Annotated in this window: 23 protein-coding genes; 4 read left to right on the plus strand and 19 right to left on the minus strand. The window is 65.8% G+C overall.

Annotated features, from left to right (window positions below):
- Positions 1–44: 44 nt before the first annotated feature.
- The gene (gene rsmD, locus AB7290_RS37410; RefSeq protein ID WP_085403357.1) at positions 45–599 is read right to left on the minus strand and encodes a 16S rRNA (guanine(966)-N(2))-methyltransferase RsmD; all 555 of its coding nucleotides are present in this window, start codon (positions 597–599) and stop codon (positions 45–47) included.
- Positions 600–2,759: a pseudouridine synthase gene (locus AB7290_RS37415; RefSeq protein WP_085403358.1), complete on the minus strand. Its 2,160-nt coding sequence runs from the start codon at positions 2,757–2,759 to the stop codon at positions 600–602.
- A gap of 119 nt (positions 2,760–2,878) precedes the next feature.
- On the opposite strand from AB7290_RS37415, the gene AB7290_RS37420 reads away from it, so the two are divergent.
- Positions 2,879–3,337 carry a nucleoside deaminase gene (locus AB7290_RS37420; protein ID WP_071909524.1) on the plus strand — a complete coding sequence of 153 codons (459 nt, stop codon included), beginning with the start codon at positions 2,879–2,881 and terminating at the stop codon, positions 3,335–3,337.
- A 142-nt stretch (positions 3,338–3,479) separates the two neighbouring features.
- Here AB7290_RS37420 and AB7290_RS37425 read toward each other — a convergent pair whose 3' ends face one another.
- From AB7290_RS37425 to AB7290_RS37445, 5 genes are all read right to left on the minus strand, one after another.
- Entirely contained in the window at positions 3,480–4,382 is a 903-nt protein-coding gene (locus tag AB7290_RS37425; protein WP_085403434.1) for an alpha/beta fold hydrolase, read from the minus strand.
- A 215-nt stretch (positions 4,383–4,597) separates the two neighbouring features.
- The gene (gene purD / locus AB7290_RS37430) at positions 4,598–5,881 is read right to left on the minus strand and encodes a phosphoribosylamine--glycine ligase (RefSeq protein ID WP_085403359.1); all 1,284 of its coding nucleotides are present in this window, start codon (positions 5,879–5,881) and stop codon (positions 4,598–4,600) included.
- 223 nt (positions 5,882–6,104) lie between these two features.
- The gene (locus AB7290_RS37435; protein WP_085403360.1) at positions 6,105–6,404 is read right to left on the minus strand and encodes a winged helix-turn-helix domain-containing protein; all 300 of its coding nucleotides are present in this window, start codon (positions 6,402–6,404) and stop codon (positions 6,105–6,107) included.
- A gap of 3 nt (positions 6,405–6,407) precedes the next feature.
- Positions 6,408–6,962, minus strand: a complete 555-nt coding sequence (locus AB7290_RS37440; protein WP_135214809.1) for a hypothetical protein — start codon at positions 6,960–6,962, stop codon at positions 6,408–6,410.
- Positions 6,959–7,969 carry an alpha/beta hydrolase gene (locus AB7290_RS37445; protein WP_085403362.1) on the minus strand — a complete coding sequence of 337 codons (1,011 nt, stop codon included), beginning with the start codon at positions 7,967–7,969 and terminating at the stop codon, positions 6,959–6,961. The genes AB7290_RS37440 and AB7290_RS37445 overlap by 4 nt, the downstream gene beginning before the upstream one ends.
- Positions 7,970–8,105: 136 nt before the next feature.
- On the opposite strand from AB7290_RS37445, the gene xseA reads away from it, so the two are divergent.
- Positions 8,106–9,728 (plus strand): exodeoxyribonuclease VII large subunit, encoded by a 1,623-nt coding sequence (xseA, locus tag AB7290_RS37450; RefSeq protein ID WP_085403363.1) that lies wholly within the window; start codon positions 8,106–8,108, stop codon positions 9,726–9,728.
- A gap of 181 nt (positions 9,729–9,909) precedes the next feature.
- Here the strand turns inward: xseA and AB7290_RS37455 are convergent, their stop codons facing one another.
- Entirely contained in the window at positions 9,910–10,059 is a 150-nt protein-coding gene (locus AB7290_RS37455; RefSeq protein WP_008130160.1) for a hypothetical protein, read from the minus strand.
- A 225-nt stretch (positions 10,060–10,284) separates the two neighbouring features.
- Complete coding sequence (locus AB7290_RS37460; protein WP_085403364.1) at positions 10,285–11,109, minus strand: dienelactone hydrolase family protein; 825 nt, start codon at positions 11,107–11,109, stop codon at positions 10,285–10,287.
- A 194-nt stretch (positions 11,110–11,303) separates the two neighbouring features.
- Here AB7290_RS37460 and AB7290_RS37465 point away from each other — a divergent pair, with 194 nt between their 5' ends.
- The gene (locus AB7290_RS37465; RefSeq protein ID WP_014491939.1) at positions 11,304–11,531 is read left to right on the plus strand and encodes a DUF2093 domain-containing protein; all 228 of its coding nucleotides are present in this window, start codon (positions 11,304–11,306) and stop codon (positions 11,529–11,531) included.
- A 146-nt stretch (positions 11,532–11,677) separates the two neighbouring features.
- Here AB7290_RS37465 and AB7290_RS37470 read toward each other — a convergent pair whose 3' ends face one another.
- The 8 genes from AB7290_RS37470 to AB7290_RS37505 all read right to left on the minus strand — a co-directional run bounded on the left by AB7290_RS37470 (position 11,678) and on the right by AB7290_RS37505 (position 19,244).
- Positions 11,678–11,992: a hypothetical protein gene (locus AB7290_RS37470; RefSeq protein ID WP_085403365.1), complete on the minus strand. Its 315-nt coding sequence runs from the start codon at positions 11,990–11,992 to the stop codon at positions 11,678–11,680.
- 1,091 nt (positions 11,993–13,083) lie between these two features.
- Positions 13,084–13,419, minus strand: coding sequence for a GYD domain-containing protein (locus AB7290_RS37475; protein ID WP_063985608.1), 336 nt, complete (start codon positions 13,417–13,419; stop codon positions 13,084–13,086).
- 297 nt (positions 13,420–13,716) lie between these two features.
- Positions 13,717–14,733 (minus strand): tetraacyldisaccharide 4'-kinase, encoded by a 1,017-nt coding sequence (lpxK, locus tag AB7290_RS37480; RefSeq protein ID WP_071909517.1) that lies wholly within the window; start codon positions 14,731–14,733, stop codon positions 13,717–13,719.
- Positions 14,726–16,060 carry a 3-deoxy-D-manno-octulosonic acid transferase gene (locus tag AB7290_RS37485; protein ID WP_085403366.1) on the minus strand — a complete coding sequence of 445 codons (1,335 nt, stop codon included), beginning with the start codon at positions 16,058–16,060 and terminating at the stop codon, positions 14,726–14,728. The genes lpxK and AB7290_RS37485 overlap by 8 nt, the downstream gene beginning before the upstream one ends.
- Positions 16,023–16,736 carry a lysophospholipid acyltransferase family protein gene (locus tag AB7290_RS37490; RefSeq protein WP_085403367.1) on the minus strand — a complete coding sequence of 238 codons (714 nt, stop codon included), beginning with the start codon at positions 16,734–16,736 and terminating at the stop codon, positions 16,023–16,025. Before AB7290_RS37490 ends, AB7290_RS37485 begins: the two co-directional genes overlap by 38 nt.
- The gene (locus tag AB7290_RS37495; RefSeq protein ID WP_014491932.1) at positions 16,733–16,975 is read right to left on the minus strand and encodes a DUF4170 domain-containing protein; all 243 of its coding nucleotides are present in this window, start codon (positions 16,973–16,975) and stop codon (positions 16,733–16,735) included. The genes AB7290_RS37490 and AB7290_RS37495 overlap by 4 nt, the downstream gene beginning before the upstream one ends.
- Before the next feature lie 60 nt (positions 16,976–17,035).
- Positions 17,036–17,854: a 3'(2'),5'-bisphosphate nucleotidase CysQ gene (locus AB7290_RS37500; protein ID WP_085403368.1), complete on the minus strand. Its 819-nt coding sequence runs from the start codon at positions 17,852–17,854 to the stop codon at positions 17,036–17,038.
- Complete coding sequence (locus AB7290_RS37505) at positions 17,841–19,244, minus strand: TldD/PmbA family protein (protein ID WP_071909514.1); 1,404 nt, start codon at positions 19,242–19,244, stop codon at positions 17,841–17,843. Before AB7290_RS37505 ends, AB7290_RS37500 begins: the two co-directional genes overlap by 14 nt.
- Before the next feature lie 276 nt (positions 19,245–19,520).
- Between AB7290_RS37505 and AB7290_RS37510 the strand changes: the two genes are divergently transcribed.
- On the plus strand, positions 19,521–20,039 hold the full coding sequence (locus AB7290_RS37510) for a DUF6101 family protein (RefSeq protein WP_071909513.1): 519 nt from the start codon (positions 19,521–19,523) through the stop codon (positions 20,037–20,039).
- 113 nt (positions 20,040–20,152) lie between these two features.
- Here AB7290_RS37510 and ubiA read toward each other — a convergent pair whose 3' ends face one another.
- Both ubiA and AB7290_RS37520 read right to left on the minus strand, forming a co-directional pair.
- A complete protein-coding gene (gene ubiA, locus AB7290_RS37515) occupies positions 20,153–21,085 on the minus strand; it encodes a 4-hydroxybenzoate octaprenyltransferase (protein WP_063985616.1) in 933 nt (310 codons plus the stop codon).
- Positions 21,082–21,741, minus strand: coding sequence for a hypothetical protein (locus AB7290_RS37520; protein ID WP_085403370.1), 660 nt, complete (start codon positions 21,739–21,741; stop codon positions 21,082–21,084). The genes ubiA and AB7290_RS37520 overlap by 4 nt, the downstream gene beginning before the upstream one ends.
- Positions 21,742–21,825 lie beyond the last annotated feature (84 nt).

The following is a 21,825-nucleotide window of genomic DNA, read 5'->3' on the forward strand; positions in this document are numbered from 1 at the left end:
TGGGCACGGCGCGTTGCGCCTTTGCCCACCCTACGGCAGCGAGACTACGGCCTCTTCAAAAACACGAACTCCGTGTCGTCATAAGCCCGCCGCTCCAATTCCTCGAAGCCCTCAGGCGTCACGAACTGCGCAGCCTTCGCCTCTTCCACCACGAGCAGCGCGCCCGGCATGAGCCAGCCGCCGTCGCGCAAGCTCGCGAGCGCCTTCTCCGCAAATCCTTGGCCATAGGGCGGATCGAGGAACACCAGCGAGAACGGCTCGACGGGATGCGCAGGGCCAAGATCCGTCGCATCGCGGCGATAGACCTTGGTCACGCCGCCAAGGCCGAGCGTCTCGACATTGTTGCGCAGCAGCGCGCGGGCCTCGGCGCCGTTGTCGACGAACAGCGTGAACTTCGCGCCGCGCGAGGACGCCTCGATGCCGAGCGCACCGGTGCCGGCGAAGAGATCGAGCACGCGCGCATCCTCGATCGGATCGTCATAGGCGTGCACGAGGATGTTGAACACGGACTCGCGCAGCCGGTCCGCCGTGGGGCGGATGTCGCGCGAGGACGGTGAGGCGAGATTGCGCCCCTTCAAACGACCGCCGACGACGCGCAATCAGTCCTCCCGCGGCGTCAGATCGCGCTTGCCGTGATAGCCGCGCTTGGGCCGGCGCGGCGGGCCGTAGCCGTTGGCCTCGGCCTCGTTGCGCTCGCGCGCCTCCTCGCTGCCGGTGCGCTGTACCAGCACGCGGCGGCCCTTGCGATCGTTGATCACGTCACGCTTGCTGGCAGGCTTCTTCTCGCGTGGCGCTTCGCCGTCGGGTGAAGAAGATTTCTTCGGCACGTCGAACTGCGCGCCCGACTTCTCGATGACCTTGTCGCCGAGCTGATCGCGCAGCACGCGTGACTTGATCTCCTCGACCTGGCCTTCGGGGACCTCGCCGAGCTGGAACGGTCCATAGGACACGCGGATCAGCCGGTTCACCTCGAGCCCGAGATGGGCGCAGACGTTGCGCACCTCGCGGTTCTTGCCTTCGCGGATCGCGAACACCAGCCAGACATTGGCGCCCTGGTCGCGCTCCAGCGTCGCCTCGATCGGACCGTATTTGACGCCCTCGACCTCGATGCCGTTCTTCAATTCGTCGAGCTGCGCCTGGGTGACGTCGCCATGGGCGCGGACGCGGTAGCGGCGCAGCCAGCCGGTGTCCGGCAACTCGAGCGTACGCGCGAGCCCGCCGTCGTTGGTGAGCAGCAGCAGGCCTTCGGTGTTGAAGTCGAGCCGGCCGATCGAGATCAGCCGCGGCAGGCCTTCGGGCAGATTGTCAAACACGGTCGGACGGCCCTCGGGGTCGTCATGCGTCGTCATCAGCCCGCGCGGCTTGTGGTAGAGGAACAGCCGCGTACGCTCACGCTCCGGCAACGGCTTGCCGTCGACAGTGACGACATCGTTCGAGGTGATGTCGAGCGCCGGCGAATTGATGACGCGACCGTTGACGGCGACGCGCCCCTGCGTGACCATCTCCTCGGCGTCGCGGCGCGAGGCGAGGCCCGCACGCGACAGCACTTTTGCGATACGCTCGCCGGCCTTTTTCGGCTTCGGTGCTTCGTCACGGCGCGGACGGCCCTCGAAATCCCGATCACGGTCACGATAGGCGCCGCGGCCACCGAAGGCGGGGCGCTTCTCGAAGATCCTGCTCTCATCCTCGTTTTCACGGCGCGGACGGTCGCCGGAGCGGCCTTCGCTGCGCGGATGCTCGTGCCAGTCGGAGCGGCCCTCGGAGCGCTCGCGCGGACGATTGAATTTGGGACGGTCACCGCCGCGTTCGCCATCGCTGTCACGACGAGGCCGATCGAATTTCGGACGGTCGTCGCGCGGACGATCGAACTTGGGCCGATCGAACTTGGGCCGCTCGCGGAACGGACGATCGCCGGACGCGCGATCGTCGCGCGAGCGCGAGAAACGCGGACGGTCATCGCCGCCACCCTGCCGATCGTCGCGCTTCTGCCAGGGCTTGTCTTCGCTGCGGTCACGGCCGCCGAAATCCTTGCGCGGACCCTTGCTGAAGTCCTTACGCGGCGGACGATCGCCACGCGGACCCGCGTCGCGCTTCTGCCACGGCTTTGAATCGCTGCGCTCGCCACGATCGCGCGGGCGGTCACCGAAGTCACGCGGGCGATCGCTGCGATCCCCACGGTCGCGCTCGCGATCCGGCGCACCACGCGAAAACTTCCGCTCGCCGTCGAACTTGCGTTCCGGGCGGTCGCCACGCGGCGCGTAGGGCCGCTTGTCGCCGAACTTCTTGTCGCCGAACCGGCCGGCGGGACGGGAATCGTCGCGATCCCGGCTGCGCGGCGGACGGTCGTCACGGCCATAGGACGGGCGATCACCGCGCGGTTTGAACGGCCGCTTCTCGCCATCGCGCGCGCCGCGATCCGAGAACGGGCGGTCGCCACGCGGCTTGAAGCTGCGCTCGCCGCGCTCCTCACCACCACGGTCGTCGCGCTTGAACTTCGGACGGTCGCTGAAATCGCGGCGCGGGGCATCGCCCTCCTCGCGGCGGCGGAACGGACGATCCCCGCGGTCGGCGCGAGGCGGACGGCTGTCGCGGTCGCCACGGGGCGGGCGGGCGTCGCTCCTGCCCTCAGGGCCGCGCTTGGCGAATTTCTTCTCAGGGCCACGCGGCTTGCCGGACCGGCCCTTGGGCGGGCCACCCCTGCCCGGGCCTCGATCACGCCGGCCGCGGGAATCGTTGTCTTTGTCGCTGTCGCGAGGCATGAATAAACTCACTTAGGGGGTGGCCAGAAAGCATTGTGCGCGCTCGTTTCGAGCCGCATGCTCAGGCAAATCCGGTATTCACTCTTGCTGAAGGCGGAGCTACTAGCAGGTTTCTGGCGATGATACGAGGCTTGAAAGCCCCCTCTTTCATGGATTTGGCGCTCAAAACGGCCGAAAATGCCGGAAAGGCGGGCGAAGTTCCGATCGGATGCGTCGTGGTCCGCAATTACGAGGTCATCGCGACCGCGGCGAACCGGACGCTGACTGATTACGACCCGACCGCCCATGCCGAGATCATTGCGCTGCGCGAGGCCGCCAAAAAGATCGGCAGCGAGCGCCTGGTCGACTGCGACCTCTACGTGACGCTGGAGCCCTGCACCATGTGTGCGGGCGCGATCTCCTTTGCAAGGGTCAGGCGGCTCTATTACGGCGCCGCCGATCCCAAGGGCGGCGCGGTGGAATCAGGCGTGCGGTTCTTTGCATCCCCAACCTGCCATCATGCGCCGGATGTCTATTCCGGGGTCGGCGAGAGCGAGGCGGCGCGGCTGCTCAAGGACTTTTTTCGCGAGCGGCGGTAGATTCACATATTCCGCCGTCATGCCCCGCGAAGGCGGGGCATCCAGTACGCCGCGGCCTATCGATCAACCACCACCGTCTCGGAGTACTGGATCGCCCGGTCAAGCCGGGCGATGACAGTTGTGTGTGTCGCGACAGCTTAGTTCAGCCTGCGAAGAACTCGCGCAGCGCCTTTGCGGTGACGTCCGGGTTCTCCTCGGTGAGGAAATGGCCGGAGTCCACCGGCATGCCGTCGACGTTGGTCGCCCATTGCTTCCACGTATCGAGCGGCGTGGCGGCGGCCTGGGCGATGCCTGCGCCACCCCACAAGGCCAGCATGGGAATCGTGATCTTCTTGCCGGCTTCGAAATCGGCCTTGTCGAGGTCGTAATCGAAATAGGCGCCGGCGCGGTAGTCCTCGCACATCGCATGCACGCGGGCGGGATCGCGGAACGGGGCGATGTAATGTTCGAGTGCACGCTCGTCGATGGCGTCCAGCGTCTTCGACTTGGTCTGGCTCGCCATCTTGAAGCGCAGGAAGAACTCGCCATTGCCCGAGATCAGCGTCTCCGGCAGCGGCGCCGGCTGGGCGAGGAAGGTCCAGTGATAGATCTTCAGCGCGTAGGCGCGGTTCATCCGCTCCCAGTAATTATAGGTCGGCAGGATATCGAGCACGGCGAGCTTCGACAGCCGGCCGGGATGGTCGAGCGCAAGCCGATACGACACCCGGCCGCCGCGGTCGTGGCCGGCGAGCGCGAAGTGGACGTGGCCGAGCTGCTCCATCGCTTCCACCATCGCCTTGGCCATCGCGCGCTTGCTGTAGGGGATGTGCTGTGCATCGCTCTCGGGCATGTCGGACCAGCCATAGCCCGGCAGATCGGCGATGATCAGCGTGAACTTGTCGGCGAGCTGCGGCGCCACGCGGTGCCACATCACGTTGGTCTCGGAGAAGCCGTGCAGCAACAGCAGCGGCGGCCCCTTGCCGCCGACGCGGGCGAAGATGCGGCCCAAGGAGGTGTTGATCCATTCGGAGGCGAAGCCGGGGTAGAGGTCGGCGAGATCGGACATCTTCGGCATCCTTATCGGGTCAGTCCTGTCTGGTCAGTCCCGGGCCGCCTCGAACAAAAATGTCGAAAACAACCCCATGCACAGTAGCACGATGGTCACCTGTGAGGGTTGCTAACCCCAACAGGCGATTGCGCAATTTTGGAATGTCGATGTGGCGGAGCGGTGGCACGCGGCAATCTTGATGCCGGCGTGCGCGCAGTCCGGAAAAAAGCCTGTCAGCCCCGGGCCTTCTCGGCTTCCACCGCCTGCCAGCCGATGTCGCGGCGGCAGAAGCCTTCCGGCCAGTTGATGCGGTCGACGGCCTGATAGGCACGCGCCTGCGCTTCCGTCACGGTCTTGCCGAGCGCGCAGACATTGAGCACGCGGCCGCCATTGGCGAGGATCGCGCCGTCCTTCTCGACCGTGCCCGCATGGAAGATCTCGGCGGTGTCGACCTTGGCTGCGTCATCGAGCCCCTCGATGCGCGTGCCCTTCTGGTAGTCGCCGGGATAGCCCTTGGCCGCCATCACCACCGTGAGCGCGGATTCCGGATACCAGCGCAGATCGAAGTGCTTAAGCTCCCCGTCGCAGGCGGCGATGAACGCCGGCACGATGTCGGACATCATGCGCAGCATCAGCACCTGGCACTCGGGATCGCCGAAGCGGACGTTGAACTCGAACAGCTTTGGGCCCTGCGTCGTCAGCATGATCCCGGCATAGAGGATGCCGCGGAACGGCGTGCCGCGCTGCTTCATGCCGGCAACCGTCGGCAGGATGATCTTGGCCATGATCGCGTCGTGGATCGCGGGCGTGACCAAAGGCGTCGGCGAATAGGCGCCCATGCCGCCGGTGTTCGGGCCGAGATCGTGGTCGAACACCCGCTTGTGGTCCTGCGCGGAAGCGAGAGGGATGGCGGTCTCGCCGTCGCACAGCGCGAAGAAGCTGATCTCGCGGCCCGGCAGAAATTCCTCGATCACGACCTCGGCGCCGGCATCGCCAAAGGCGCCCTCGAACATCATGGCGATGGCGTCCTCGGCCTCGCGCACGGTCTTGGCGACCACGACGCCCTTGCCGGCGGCAAGGCCGTCGGCCTTGACCACGATCGGCGCACCCTGGCTCTGGACGTAAGCACGCGCATCATTGGCGTTGGTGAAGCGCTTGTAGGCGCCGGTCGGAATGCCGAATTCGGTGCACAGCGCCTTGGTGAAGCCCTTGGAGCTCTCGAGCTGCGCCGCCACCCCGCTCGGCCCGAACGCCTTGATGCCGGCGGCGGTGAGGTCGTCGACGATGCCGGCGGCCAGCGGCGTCTCCGGGCCGACCACCACGAGCTCGACCGCATTCGTCTTGCAGAAATCGATCACCGCGGCATGGTCGGCGACATCGAGCGCCACGCATTCCGCCTCCCGCGCGATGCCGGCATTGCCGGGCGCGCACCAGAATTTGGTCACCAGGGGGGAGGCTGCGATTTTCCACGCCAGGGCATGTTCGCGGCCGCCGGAACCGAGCAGGAGAATGTGCATCGAAGGCTCGAAATGAGGGGTTTTGCTGGGGCGGAGGTCGCACGAATCGCGGCGGGTCTCAAGGGGAAACGCCCACACTCCCCGTCATTCCGGGGGCGTGGCGAAGCCGCGAGCCCGGAATCCATAACCACCATCGTGAGTATGGATTCCGGGCTCGCGCCCAAGGGGGCGCGCCCCGGAATGACGGCGGAGAGAGGGGAACGCCCGAGGACGACAATCGCCGCTAAACCTGCCTCCCCGCAATGATCTCCTGCAACGTCGCCACATGCCGCGCGAAGGCGCCGCGGCCGACGGCGGTGGCGGTTACTGTGGTCTGCGGCTTCTTGCCGACGAAGGCCTTGTCTACCGAGACGTAGCCCGCCTTCGCCAGCGTCTCGATATGTGCGCCGAGATTGCCGTCGGTGGCGCCGGTGAGCTTTTTCAATCGCGAGAACTCCAGGCCAGCGGAGACCGGCAGCGCGTTCAGCGCCGCCATGATCTTGAGGCGCAACGGCTGATGGATGATGTCGTCGAGCTCGGCCATTGGCTAGATCCGCCGCATCCAGAGGCCGCCGAGGATCAGTCCGCCACCGTTGACAAAGGCCATCCAGAGCGGGAACGCCTCGCCGATGTAGAAGAAGCCGAACAACGTCAGTGCAGCGATGCCAAGACCGATCGCGACGAAGGCGTAGCCGAACCAGAGACCCGCCAGCGTATAGAACAGCATGAAGTAGAGCGGCCAGAACGCGCCGAGCTGGCGTGGGCCGAAATGGCCGACGACGTTGGTGCAGAGATAGCCGAAGGCGAAGAACAGCACGAAGACCAGAACGAGCCTGACATCGAAGGCGGCACCATGCGGACGGGGCGATGGATTGAGCAACCGGATTCCGACCAGACCACCGACGCCCAGAACGTCCACGGCAACCCAGGCGTGGACCGCGTAGACCGGCCAGAGCCAGGTCACGAGATTGCCTGCGAATACCAGGACTCCCCACCAGACTGCGGCGAGGCTTGCGAGCTCGTAGAGCTGCGATTGCTTCACGCGCTGGACGATGTCGTCGATGTCGGCCAGCGCTGCAGACGCCTCCTTGCTGTCGATCATGACTGGCCTGCTCCGCGCGTTGCCACGTCCTCGGCGATTGCATTGACCGCCTTCGGGTTGGTGACCATGCCCATGTGATTGACGCCGTCGATCATCTTGACGTCGATCGACGGCTTCACCGCCCGCACGGTCTCGGCATATTTGTCCGAGATCATCATCTCATCGTCGGCGCCGCCGAAAATCGTCATCGGGTGTGTCACCCCGGGCAGATCGAGGCGATAACCGCGTGTCGCAAAGTTGCGCATCAGGCGGTCGGAATAGGTAGAGGTGAGGTACTTGGCCGAATTCGCCGGCACGGCGAAGGCCAGCACTGGAAGCTGCGAACAACAGTCGATGCCGAGCTTGCGCAGCGCCGCCAGCCCGAAGTAGCGCGGAAGGTCAGCATTGGCCCAACCGCCGGCGTGCGGTTTGTTGGTCGGCGCGTCGTAGCCGAGATAGGGCGCGATCAGGACAGTGCGGACGAACAGGTCCTGCATGATCGGCGTCGCGGCAACACGCAACGAGAAGCCGGCGCCGGCGGAATGACCGATCAAGGTCAGTGGCAAATCGGGCGCGCTCTTGCGGACATGGGCGACGAAGTCGACCAGATCGTCCTCGAGCTGGCCGACATAGCCGATATCACCGCGCGTGCCGGAGGCGCCGTGGCCGCGCGTATCGAGTGCCCAGGTCTCGACGCCGTGCGCGGCGAATGCTGCCGTCAGGGCATGGTTCACGGTGCCGGAGGAACCGGACGATCCATGGATGAAGATGGCGCCGCGGTCGGTGGCCGTCCCCTTCGGCGCGTAGTGCCGGAAGCCAAGCCAGGTGCCATCGCGGGCCTGAAAGCGCTCGAGCGGTGGCAGCGTAGACCAGTCGATCCCCTTGGCGGAGTCCGAGACCGAGCGCATCTCCGCAGGCCGCTCCAGCGGCGTCGCGATCAGGGCGGTGAGCAGCAGCGCGACTGCGCCAACCGCGCACAGGCCCCATTTCAACAGGCTTAGAGAACCCCGCAGCAGCCGCATCGCCATCGCAAACTCCCTCGAACTGATCATTTATAGAGAACTCTATATTACAGAGTACTCTCCATATCAATCCCAGGATTGGCGCCGCGCGGCGAAAATCCTTAACGTCGGGTCTGACCCCAAAATGCCGAATCGTTTGCCGATGCCGCCTGCGGAACCACTGCTCAACGCCCCCGAATTCACCGTCTCCGAGCTCTCGCAGTCCCTGAAGCGGACGGTCGAGGACGCCTTTGGCCATGTCCGGGTCCGTGGCGAGATCTCCGGCTTCCGCGGCGCCCACTCCTCCGGCCACTGCTATTTCGCGCTCAAGGACGAGAGCGCCAAGATCGAGGCGGTGATCTGGAAGGGCGTGCACGGCCGGATGCGCTTCAAGCCCCAGGAAGGGCTCGAGGTCATCGCCACCGGCAAGCTCACCACTTATCCGGGCTCCTCGAAGTACCAGATCGTGATCGAGGCGCTGGAGCCGGCCGGCATCGGCGCGCTGATGGCGCTGATGGAGGAGCGCAAGAAGAAGCTCGCCGCCGAGGGCCTGTTCGACGAGGCGCGCAAGCAGTTGCTGCCCTGGCTGCCGGAGGTGATCGGCGTGGTGACCTCGCCGACCGGCGCCGTCATCCGTGACATCCTGCATCGGCTCGAGGACCGCTTTCCCCGCCACGTACTGGTGTGGCCGGTCAAGGTGCAGGGTGAAGGCTCGGCCGAGCAGGTCGCAGCCGCGATCCGCGGCTTCAACGCGCTGCCCGAGGGCGGCAAGATTCCGCGGCCCGATGTGCTGATCGTGGCACGCGGCGGCGGCTCGCTGGAGGACCTCTGGTCGTTCAACGAGGAGATCGTGGTGCGGGCGGCAGCCGAGAGCATGATCCCGCTGATCTCGGCGGTCGGGCACGAGACCGACATCACGCTGATCGACTTCGTCGCCGACAAGCGCGCGCCGACGCCGACGGCAGCGGCCGAGATGGCGGTGCCGGTGCGCAGCGATCTGTTCGTCGAGGTCGCCGATCTCGCGCGGCGCACCCGCGCCTATTGGCAGCGTGCCCATGAGAGCCGCCGCAGCGAGCTGCGCGCCGCCGCGCGCGCCCTGCCCGCGGCGGGCGATCTGCTCGCGATCCCGCGGCAACGGCTGGATTCAGCGGGCGCGTCGCTACCCCGCGGCCTCAAGGCCAACACGCACGCGCATTTCCGCCGGTTTACCGCGGCGAGCGCAAAGCTGACGCTGCGGGTGCTGCACGGGCAGATTTCGCAGGCCGATCACCGCCTCACCGTGTGCGGCGAGCGGCTCGGCCTGTCCGCGCGCTCGCTGCTGCGGCAACGGCGCGACCGTTTTGCCGGGCTGGAGGTGCGCTTGCGCGCCTCGAAACTTTCGAATGCGCAGGCGCAGCGCAACGCAATTGCCCGCCAGCGCGAGCGCACGCATCGTCTGGCCGAGCGCGCCAACCGCGCGCTTGTCACGCTGTTACAGCGGCTGGATGCCCGCATCGAGAACAGCGGCAAGCTGCTCTCGGCCTTGTCGTATCGCGGCGTGCTCGCGCGCGGCTTTGCTCTGGTACGGGACGAGGCCGGCCATCCCTTGCATTCGGCCGACGCGATTGGTCCCGGCGCACGCCTCGAGATCGAGTTTGCGGACGGCCGTGTCGGCGCGACGGCGGATGCGGATCGCCCGGCGCCGACGGCAAAGCGTGCGCCGGCGCAAGCAAAGCCGGCCGCGCAAGACGCAAAACCTGCGCCGAAGCGCGCGGGCAAGCCGGTGGATCAGGGCACGTTGTTCTGAGCGCTACGGCGGCGTTCCGCCCTCAGTGTCATTCCCCGCGAATGCGGGGAATCCAGTACGCCGCGGCTTCTCGGCTCAATCACTAACGTCTCGGAGTACTGGATCGCCCGGTCAAGCCGGGCGATGACAGCCAGTGTGGGACGCGTGTCGCCACAACCTCGTCATTGCGAGCGCAGCCCGCCTACCGGCAGGACAATCCCGCGTCGATCGTGGTCCAGAAGCCGCAATGTTCCGGCGCGATCATCGGCGCGCCGGCGTGGGCTTCGAACAGGAAGATCGCGACGGTGAAGACGATCAGTGCGGATGAGAACAGGACGAAGCGGTTGCGCATGAGGACTGCGTTTAATCGACATCGTGGTCGAACTAAGGCGCCGTCACCTGCTGAAACCGCCGCGACACGCGATACGTAGATTCACGGTCGGCCATACTCCGTGCAGGGCGGTGGTCGATGCGGGGCTGTCCGCCTAACGTTGTTCCTCGGGCGGCCCCGCTTCCGCCTTCGCTCTATCGAGCTACGGCGGGACAAGCCCGCTCCATCCGGGCTACAGGACCGCCCTCACCGCGCCAGCCACTCCGCGACTTCCTTCTGCGACTCCGCGCGCGCCTCTGCGTCCGTGCCGAGATGGCCGTGCTCGGGCGCGGCGGCGTCGGTGGTGCCGGCAGCTGCGTGCAGCGGCGTATTGGCGCGGTCGAAATCGTGATAGGCGCCGGGATAGACCACGATGCGCGTGAGCGCGCTGCGGCCGCGCGCGCCGTCGACCATCTGGCGGCAGGCCGGCGGCGACGAGACGTCGTCATTGGCGCCGATCAGCACCAGGGTCGGCACCCGCGCGCTCCAGCCGAGGCCGGCGGAGATCCGGCAATCCGGATAGAACGCGATCGCCGCGCGAAAATCCGGCCCGGCTTCGCGCGCGGCGCTCTGCGGACGCACGGCCCAGAGCAGCGCGCTGGCACCATTGGCCCAGCCGATCAGGCTGACGCGGTCGCGCGCGACCCAACTCTGCTTCACCAGCCAGGCGCGCGAGGCCGCGATGTCGGCGACGCGCTCGCGCCGCGCCTTGACGTGCATCTCCTTGACGCGGCATTGCGGCCCGAGCTCGCGCGAGCCGTAGCTGTCGGGCAGCAGAACGGCGTTGCCGGCCTTCAGCAGTTGCAGCGCCCAGTCGCGATAGCGCGGCAGCACCGATTCTGAATGATTGCCGAGGCCGCCGCAGCCATGCAGCGCGATCACGGTCGGAAACGGCCCCTCGCCATCGGGCTTGTAGAGCTGCCCATGCAGGATTCCGGACGACAGCGGAATGTCGACCTGCTGCGGCGCCGGCGCGGCGTGCGCGGCCGACATCAGCAGCATCATGAACAGGGCGGTCAGTCGAAGGCGCATCGGATTCTGCCGTGGAAGATGCCGGAACCGGCCATCCCTCGCGCGAAGCACTATCATGCGGAAACGGCGGCAAAACATCACAAACCGGTGGGTTTACCGGGCGGACAAGCCACCCTATCTATGCTAAATTCGGTGCAACACATCGTGCCCTCCAGGGTTTTCCACGGAGAGGCCTTCCACGGAGACTTTCGACCGTGCTGAACAAGTTCGGCCCCTCGGGCCATGGCGAAGCGCAGGTGCAATATCTCGACGGCGATTTCCGCGTGATCTCGCCGGGGACCTTCGTCCGTTGCGCGATCACCGACACGCGGATTCCGCTCGACGAATTGAAGTACTGGAGCGTGGATCTGCAAGAGGCCTACGCCACGCCCGCCGCCGTGCTGCAGCGGCATTTCCCCGGCGCGCTGAAGCCGCAGCCGTAGGGTGGGCAAAGGCGCCTCGCGCCGTGCCCGCCATCTCTTCACGACCGCAACGAACAATGTAGGCACGCTTCCGCCTTCGCTCGCTCAGCTTCGGCGGACAATTCGCCTTGCCCACCCAACGATACCGAGTTCGTGGCATCGCGCGGCTATTGCGGCTCGGGACCATCCGCGCCCACACAGGTCTTGATGAAAGTCTTCCTGGTCTCACCGACCACTTTCTGATCGATCGCCTGCTTCAGACAATCGACCCGTGCCTGCGCCATGCAGAGCTGCATCTGATCGCGCTTGTCCTGGCCCTTCAGGCTTTGCGTCGTCGCAAGGCACGTGACGCGCTTGGTCGCGGGGACTGGCACCGTGCTGGTTGGAGCAGCGGGAGCCGTCGTCGGCGGCGTCTGCGCAAACACGGGCGCCATGATCAGACACAGAAGACTGGCAGCGACGGCTGCAGATGGCAGTTTCATCGGATTCTCCTGATCGTCTGGAACCGATAGGCGTCTGGCGAAGAATGTCGCCTGAATGGCGGGCCGCTACAGGGTGAGCAAAGGGTAGCTGTCCTGCCGGCGCCGCATGAGCGGCACAGCTTATCGCGCAGCAGGAGGATGGAGACGATGTTCGCGCGCACCTGAACTGCGCGCCTCGCCGCCGAAATGATCTCCGTCGCGCCGATCCGCGTTGCAACGAATTGCGCTTGCACTCCGTGGTAAGTCACTTCGCGCTGTGGTTGGATTTTTCGCTGCGGTTCGGCGCCCTTAAGTTGTTTGACGAAGTTCTGGTGAAACAGAGCGCTGCTAGAGTGCGCGTTAGGTAATTAGCCCTGCTGCTTTGTCGCACAGACCATCAAGTCAACCAAACGACCATTGAGCTTTGGAATTGGCGCAGTCTGTGAACGGGCTCACATCGGAAGAGCCATCTGACGGGCTACGATCACCTCGAAAATTCGCGGTGGATACTTTGTAAATCGAAAGTCAACGATGGGGGTGATCATGCCCACCATACTAGACATGCTCTATCGTGAATATTGCCGCGCCCGCCTCGCTGAAATGCGGAAACAGCTTCTGATCATAGCTCAACGCTCTGAAGCTTCCGAAGCGCATCATCATCTTGCGGATCAGGGTGACGATGAGAGGGCGGACGCACAACGCAAGACCGGTCGCGGCGTGCCGCATTGAAGCGGCCCGAGACCGGCGAACTCTCCCGCGTAGCAGTGACCAAGCAATTGGCGGCAGTTTGGGAGCAAGCGATGAATACACCCGAATGCTATACTGTCATGGTGGCCTGCGTCTCGTGCCTGACCATCATCGGAATGATGGCTGTTGGAGCCTGGTGAGGGGACTGAGGGCTGAGCCGGGATTGCACGCCCTGAACGGGTCCGCTGGCAAGCACGTTCAGTCGGACCTGTGGCGCCGGACACAGCACGCGCCCTCCCGCATCGTCCGTCGATGGACGCCGGAAGGCCTTCGCCTCGCCTCAGCGCGCAGACCTGCTTTTTGCTGTGAGGTAAGCGTTGCCGCCGCCTGATACGATTGCGGCGGCATCGCTTGAGATCCGGATGTCAGCCTCCGGGCGGACTATACGAAGAGCGCAGCTTCGCCGCGTTCTGGCGGACCTGCTTGATCTCGTCCTGCGTGAACAGCCGGGTCAGTTTCACGTTCTGCAGGGTGCCCACCGTGACGGTCAGACCGGAGATGGCCGGAGCCGTGCTCGGATCAGGCACATCGAAAATCACCAAAACGCCCGGACCGTCGGCAGCAACGCTGTACATCGAAATCAGCTTGCCGCCGGCCGCTTCAATGAGTTTTGTCGCCGCCTCCTGGCGATTGATCGTGGGGTTTTCCAAAATGGCGTTGAGAGCGCGTGGTGTATATTGTCCAGTGAGGCAAAAATGCATGGCATGTTCTCCTCTGAGCTTTTGGCAATAACTCTCCGGCCGTTCCGAACTGATCGTAACGGTCTCGCATCTGAAATGATGATGGTACGTTGCCCGCCGTGGGCATAAACGCCGCCGATGATTGCCGGGAGTTCGGCACGTCCCGGTGACGGCTCTCATGCGAGGCTACATCAACTCCCGAACGTGCGGAAGACAATTCATCCGCCGCGACATGTCGCATATCGCAAGGCGCGCGGTGTTGGGCTACGGCGGAGCGCTTTGCCCACGCCAAGAAATCATCAAGAAATCATCAAGAAATCATCGCCTGCCGAACCGCCGCTCGCGCGCCTTGTAGAGATGATCGCTGATCAATTGCCGGAGCGCTGCCGGATCATCGAATTCGAGCTGCACCGCGAACGGCACGATGCCGTCGGGGACGCCTTCGCGGCCGCGGAGGCGCGCAAGATCCTTTTCCGTCGTCACCAGCGTGAGTTGCTCGCGCTGCGCCTCCGCTGCGAGCGCCGCGATCTCGTTCTGCGAAAACATGTGGTGATCGGCGAAGGGGCGCGTGCGCGCGACCTCGATGCCGCAGGCGCGCAAGCTGCGGAAGAAACGCGCGGGATCGCCGATGCCGGCGAACGCAAAGACTCGTTTGCCGAGGAGTTGCGCGACCGAGGCCGCATCCGGCTTCAGGCGCGCGCGCAGCTCCGGCTTGTTGCGCTTCGCAAGCTCCGCCGCGACATCGTTGGCGGCATGGCCATTGCCGATCAGCACCAGCGCATCGGTGCGCGCGAGCTGCGCCTTCAGCGGCGCGCGCAAGGGACCGGCCGGAAACACCTTGCCGTTGCCGAGGCCGCGCTCGCTGTCGATCACGATCAGGGAGGCGTCCTTCAGCAGGCGCGGGTTCTGGAAACCGTCGTCCATCAGGATCACGGTCGCGCCCCGCGACTTCGCGAGCGCAACGCCTTCGAGACGGTCGTGCGCGACCACGACAGGAACGTCGCGCACCATCATCAACGGCTCGTCGCCGATGTCGGAAGCGGTGTGGCGCTCGCGGTCGACCATGACCGGACCCTTGAGGCGCCCGCCATAACCGCGGCTGAGCACCACCGGCGTCTCGCCGAGCTCGCGCAACAGCTTCGTCAATGCGAGCACGGTCGGCGTCTTGCCGGCGCCGCCGACATGGTAGTTGCCGACGCAGATCACGGGGATGCCGGCGTCAAAGCCCTGGCGCAGCATGCGCCGTTCGGTGATCGCGCCATAGAGCAAGCCCAACGGCCGTAACGCATGAGACTTGAAGGAACGCGGCCGGTACCAGAAGGCCGGCTCACGCATTGGCGGCCCCCATCTCGATGGTGAGCTGCAGGAGATAAGGCTCGAGCGCCGTCATCGTGCGATTGAGCGCGCCGCCGAGATCCTCGACCACGCCTGAGCCTGCGCGCTGCATCCCGTCGCGCACCGTGGGATCGGCCAGCAGCTGGCCGAGCTGCTTGACCAGCGTCTCCTGCGTGTCGGCCTGGCGCGCGCCGCCGCTGCTATCAAGCGCCTCGTAGACATCGGCGAAGTTGAAGACGTGCGGACCATGGACGATCGCAGCGCCGAGCTTGATCGCCTCGATCGGATTCTGGCCGCCATGGCGGATCAGCGATCCGCCCATGAACACGACCGGCGAGAGGCGGTAGAACAGGCCGAGCTCGCCCATGGTGTCGGCGACATAGACGTCGGTCGCGGCCGTCGGCAATTCCTCGCGCGAGCGCAACGCCGGCTTCAGGCCCGACGCCGTGATCAAGCCGGCAATCGAGGTGCCGCGATCCGGATGCCGTGGCACGATCACGGTCAGAAGCTGCGGGAAGAAACCGACGAGGCTGCGATGCGCCGCGACCAGCATCTCGTCCTCGCCCGGATGGGTCGAGGCCGCGACGATGATCGGGCGGCCGCGCGTCATCGCCATCAGCCGCTCGAGCTTGGCGGGATCGGCCGGCGGCGCGGCCACGTCGAGCTTGAGATTGCCCGTGGTGACCACGTCGCGGCCGCCGAGCGCGGAGAAGCGCTCCGCATCGGTCTTCGATTGCGCCAGGCAAATGTCGAACCGCGACAGCAGCGCCGAGATGGTGCCGTACATCCGCCGCCAGCGCGGGAAGGAGCGCGGCGACATCCGCCCGTTGATCAGCACCATCGGCAGGCGGCGTGCGGCGCCCGCCAGGATCAGGTTCGGCCACAAATCGGATTCGATGAACAGCGCCAGCGAGGGCTTCCAGTGATCGAGGAAGCGCGCGACATAGCGCGGGGAATCATACGGCACGTATTGATGGATGACGTCGGGCGGAAACCGCTTTGCGACGACGGCGGCGGAGGTGACGGTGCCCGAGGTGAGCAGGATGCGAAGATTGAGGTCGCGCAGGCGCTCGATCAGCGCGGCTGCGGCGAGCACCTCGCCGACGCTGGCGCCGTGAATCCAGACCAGGGGGCCGTGCGGACGCACGTCCCGGGACAGGCCCCGCCGCTCGCCGACGCGCGCGGGATCCTCCTTGCCCTGCTTCAGCCGCCGCTTGATCAGCGCCGGCGCAAGCGGCACCAGGCCCGAGGCCAGGCGCCGGTACATCCGCAGCGTTATCGGCAGCGAATTAGCCATCTTGGGGCCCCGGACGGCCGAGTTGCGCATAGGCGCGGCGGGTCGCCTCGTTCAAGGTCTCTTCCAGCTCCAGCCGCAGCGCTTCCATGGTGGCGGCGTCGGCATCCGGCGGCACGTGGATTTCCTTGATCCCGACCAATGCGCCCCGCCCGAACGGCAGGTTGATGGTGGTGCGGTCCCAGTTCTTGAGCCGGATGAAGCGGCTGGTCGCCATCGCGAAAGGCATGATCGGCCGCCCCGATTCCCGTGCCAGCATGATGATGCCGAGCCCGGCCACGCGCGAGCGTTTGGGGACATCGGCGGTCAGCGCGACATTACAACCGTCCTGGAGCGTGTGCACCATTTCCCTGAACGCGCCCACCCCGCCCTTGCGGTGGAAGGCGCCGCCGTGGTCACCGGAACCACGGATGAGGCCGATGCCGAGCCGCTCGACGGCGATCGCGTTGAACTCGCCGTCGCGATGCCGCGAGATCAGGACCTTGGCCCGGTAGGAGTCCTTATTCCTGATGAAGGGCGTGAGGAAATGCTGGCCGTGCCAGAAGGCGAAGATCGCGGGGATCTGCGGCTCGACGATGTCATAGACGTCAGGCGGATCGAACGTGAATTTGTTGGTCCGCCAGACCAGACGCAGATATTCGGCCGCCAGAACCCCGACGGCACGCTGAAGCCAGCTGCTTCGCAGCGTATTGCGAAGCAGTTTTTTCAACGTGCCGGTTCTTGATTCGGGTCGAGCAGCCGATGGAGATGGACGATGAAGTAGCGCATCTGCGCGTTGTCGACCGTGCTCTGCGCCTTGGCGCGCCAGGCGACGTGAGCGGACGCGTAGTTCGGATAGAGGCCGACGATCTCGACGTCGTCGAGGTTCTTGAAGGTGTTGTGCTCGAGATCGAGCAATTCGCCGCCGATGACGAGATGCAGCAATTGTTGCGGGGCACTATCTGGCATGGGTTCTGTTCCTAACGGGCTGCCCGGCAAAGCAGTGTTCGAGAAGCACGGCGGACGCACTCAGGGCAAGGGCCGATTTCGAAAATGCGCGACGATGCCCGCATGACGATCGCGACCCGCTGCCACCAGCACCCCGTGCGTGACTTCCCGGCGGTTATAGAGGATGGGATCTCCGGAGAGGTCGCTCATCCTACCATCCGCTTCCTGCACGATCAAATCGGCCGCCGCAAGGTCCCAATCATGGCTGTTGCCCCCGGCAAAAGCCGCATCCAGCACGCCATCGGCGACCCGGCACAGGCGCAGCGCGAGCGAACCGATTCGCGGATGCAGCTTGATGTCGCCGCCGGCCGTATTGAGCCGCTCGACCATCGGCTTCGGCCCGGCGACGCGGGAGAAGTCGAGCGCGGATCCGGACGCCGCCCGCACGGCTTTGCCGTTGAGCGTCGTGCCCTGCCCGCGGGCCGCGAAGAAGAACTCGTCGGTCGCGGGCGCGAACACCGCAGCCAGCACCGGCGAGGCATCCTCGACCAGCGCGACGCTGACGCACCATTCTTCATGGCCGCCGAGATAATTGCGGGTGCCGTCGATGGGATCGACCACCCAGGTCCGCCGCCGCGACAGCCGCACCTCGTCGTCGGCGCTCTCCTCGGACAGCCAGCCATAATCGGGCGTCGCCGAGCGCAGGCGCGCTTCGAGCAAATCGTTGACGGCAATGTCGGCTTCCGACACCGGCGAGGACGCGCCCTTGGTCCACTTCCTCAATTCGGTGCGGAACATCGACTGCGCGAGGCTGCCTGCCTCCCGCACCGCGTCCTGCAGCAGCGCCGCGTCGCGCGTCAGGATGGTTTCGTCCGTTGCATGCGCGTCAGCGTCCGCCAAGCGTCAAACCCTCGATGCGCACCGTCGGCGCATTGATGCCGTAGCGGAACTCGAGATTGTTCGCCGGCTGCATCGATTTGAAGATCTCGAACAGATGGCCCGCGATCGTCACCTCGCTGACGGGATAGGTCAGCTCGCCATTCTCGATCCAGAAGCCGGAGGCGCCGCGGCTGTAATCGCCGGTGACGCCGTTGACGCCGGAGCCGATCAGGTCGGTGACGTAGAAGCCCTGCTTGATGTCGGCGATCAGTTCGGCCGGCGTCGGCGTGCCCGGTTCGAGATGCAGATTGTACGGTCCCGGCGACGGCGAGGACGAGACGCCGCGATGGGCGTGGCCGGTGGTAGTGAGGCCGAGCTCGCGCGCGGTCGCGCAGTCGAGCAGCCAGGTCGTCAGCACGCCCTCGTCGATCAGCGCGATCTTCTTCACCGCGACGCCTTCGGCGTCAAACGTCTGCGAGCGCAGGCCGCGCTTGCGCAGGGGATCGTCGATGATGCGGATGTTTTTTGCGAACAGCTGCTGGCCGAGCTTGTCCTTCAGGAAGCTGGTCTTCCGTGCGATCGAGGCGCCGTTGATGGCACCGACGACGTGGCCGACCAGCGAGCCCGCAACGCGCGGATCGAACACGACCGGCACCTTGCAGGTCTCGACCTTGCGCGGATTGGAACGCGCCACGGTACGCTCGCCGGCGGAACGGCCGACGACTTCCGGCGACAGGAGATCGGCGCCGTGCGGCGCCGAGGTGAAGTCGTAGTCACGCTCCATGCCGGTGCCTTCGCCCGATATCGCGGTCGCCGAAATGCCCTGGCTGGAACGCAAATAAGAACCATGGAAGCCGGTGCTGGTGACGAGCACCATGCCGCCCATGCCGGCGGAGGCGGAGGCGCCGCCGGACTTGGTCACCCCCTTCACGGCGAGCGCGGCAGCCTCGGCTTCGAGCGCGCGGCGCTCGAGCTCGGAGGTCGCGGGCACGTCGGGATCGAGCAGATCGAGATCGGGGAAGTCGCGCGCGAGCAGCGCCGGATCGGCGAGGCCGACATATTTGTCGTCGGGCGCGACGCGCGCCATCGCCACCGCGCGCTCGGCAAGCTTGGTCACGGCATCGCCGCTGACGTCGTTGGTCGAGACCACCGCCTGGCGCTGGCCGACCAGCACGCGCAGGCCGACATCGTCACCCTCGGAGCGTTCCGATTCCTCGACGCGCCCGTCACGCACCTCGACGCCCTGCGAGACGCCGCGCACGGCGACCGCATCGGCCGCATCCGCACCGGCGCGCTTGGCCGCCTCGACTAGCCGCTGCGCGAGATCGGAGAGCGCGGTCTGATCGAACAGGTCGCGATTGGCTTTGGACGAATCCTGGGGCGAAAGCGTCGAGCTTGGTGAAGGGTTCACAAACGAAATCCTGTTGCGGCGGGAGGTTTCGGGGCGATACCGGCCCTGAACACCAGATGTGCCCAATTGGTACGGACTTCAAGCGTTTTCAGCCCGCAAAAAGCTCAGATTCGCAAGTCCGGCGCAACGTCTCGTCAATCATGCGTGCCAAGGTCTTGTCAATCATGAGCGGCGGTGACGCTGGATTAACCAGCCTTTTTAAGTGGTTTCGGAACGGCGCGCGCTAAGGTCCTCGCATCGACCGGGAACATAATCCCGGCGGGGAGAACTAAAGCCGTGAGGCGTCAAACAGCAACAAGCGGGATCGCTCCCGCCGGGTCGGGCCGCAGCTTGCGGCTCGACCCTCTTTCCCTTCCGGTCCGCTTCGATGCGCACGATCCGCGCGCCGACGGATACACCAGACAGATCGAGCTTCATCGCGAGCGTGTCGTGCTGCGCCGTGCCGTCCGCGGCATGCAGATGGCGATCAACGTCCGCGTCAGCGACTTCATCGGCGTTGCGTTGCGCGGCAATGACGAGGCGCAGACCCTCGTCCTCGTGCATCGCGATCCCTCGCTGTCCGTTCCGCTGCTGGTCAGCACCGATGGCGACGAACTCGCCGAGGCCTGGGCGATCTGGAGCGAGCTATTCGCGCTTCCGCAGCTCGACGAAGGTGCCCGCAAGCCCACGCCGCGCCGTCGCCGCGCCAACGCGATCCGCGCCCGCCGTCCGAAATTTTTGATGCGCCGGCGCACCGCCATGACGCGCGAGCTGTCGGTTCATCAGGGCGAACGCGAGATCATCGCAAGGAATTGAACGGCACGCACAGTGCCGTAGGGTGGGCAAAGCGAAAGCGTGCCCACCTTTTTTATCTCAATCCCGGGAAGATGGCGGGCACGGCGCAAGAGCGCCTTTGTCCACCCTACGGGCTACGCCGCCCGCATCACCGCGTCGACCAGCAATCCCGCAAACAGCAGGAAGCCCGCATACTTGTTCGAGAAGAACAGGCGCTTGCAGAGCAAGGGGTCGCTGATATCCAGCCGCACGATCTGCGAGGCCAGATGCACGGCGAACGCCGCAAGCCCGAGCCAGGCCGGCCAGCGCGCATCGCCTGAGGCCAGCGCGACGCCGATCAGCATCACCGCAAGCCCGTAGAACAGGATCAGCGCCTGGTGCGTGTGCGCGCCGAACAGCCGCGCGGTGGACTTGATGCCGATCAGCGCGTCGTCCTCGGCGTCCTGGTGCGCATAGATCGTGTCATAGCCGATCACCCACGAAATCGATCCCGCATAGAGCACCAGCGCGGTCAATTCGATGCGACCAAAGGTGACGGCAAATCCCATCAGCGCGCCCCAGGAGAAGGCGAGGCCGAGCACGATCTGCGGCCACCAGGTGATGCGCTTCATGAAGGGATAGATCGCGACGATCAAAAGCGAGGCAATGCCGGTTAGGACCGCGAAGCGGTTGAATTGCAGCAGCACCACGAGACCGGTCAGTGCCTGCGCGACCATGAAGGCCAGCGCCTGCTTCGTGGTCACCTGGCCCGACGGCAGCGGCCGCGAGCGGGTGCGCTCGACCTTGTCGTCGAGATCGCGGTCGGTGATGTCGTTCCAGGTGCAGCCTGCTCCGCGCATGACGAAGGCGCCGATGAAGAACAGCACGATGGTGAGCGGCAGGCCGCGGACATCATGCGCCATGCCCGCCGCGAGCGCCGCCGACCACCAGCACGGCATCAACAGGAGCCAGGAGCCGATCGGACGATCGAAGCGCGACAGGCGCAAATAAGGCCGCGCCCATTGCGGCGCGAGCGTATCGACCCAGTTGCCGGTGGAATCGGCAACGCGGGCGGATGTGTCACTCATCGGGTGAGGACGTTGCCGTTGAGCGTGTCGAAGGTGCTGCCACCCTTCTTGCCGGCATTGGCCTCAGGCGCCGAGCCAGAACCCAACACCTCGCTCAGCGACGGACCGGCCGGACCGCGCGGCTGGTTCTGCATCTGCTGCGCGACGTTGCAGACCTTCGTCGCCATGGCCTCGGTGTTCTTGTGGCCGTCCTTCATCTGCGCGCTGACCTGCGCCGGAATCCCGCACTTCGAGGCGTTGGCCTCGATGTACTTGATCATCTTGGTCTCAGCCTGGCTGAAATTGCGGATCAGCTTGCAGGCTTCTTCCGGCGCGGCGTGACGATCACTCGCGGCCTTGATCAGCTTGCCGCGCTTCTCGGCTTCCTCGCGCAGCGGCATGAAGGTTTTCATGCAGTCCTCGCCGGGACCGCCTTGCGTCGGCGGGGCGGCGCTGAAGGCACCTGCGCCACCGACGGGCGCGGCGCCGTTGACGGGAAACGATCCTTGGGGCGCTGCACCGACCGAAGCGCTCGGCGCCGAGCCGTTCACGGGCGGAAACGCGGAACTGGTTGGGGCTTGGCCAGGCAGCGGCGCAGGGAAGCCCTGCGCGTGGGCACCCGCGGCGCCCAAGGTGACCATGGCGGCAGTGATCGGAACCATCAAATGACGGATCATCAAGGCAGTCTCTCCGGCAGGAGCTTACGGGGCTTGGCGTCTTCCCAATTGAAGCGCAACCAGCGTGCTCGCGATTTTACGATT

It is taken from the genome of Bradyrhizobium sp. 613_E4_N2_2 (genome assembly GCF_052075995.1).
In the GTDB taxonomy this organism is placed as follows: domain Bacteria; phylum Pseudomonadota; class Alphaproteobacteria; order Rhizobiales; family Xanthobacteraceae; genus Bradyrhizobium; species Bradyrhizobium barranii.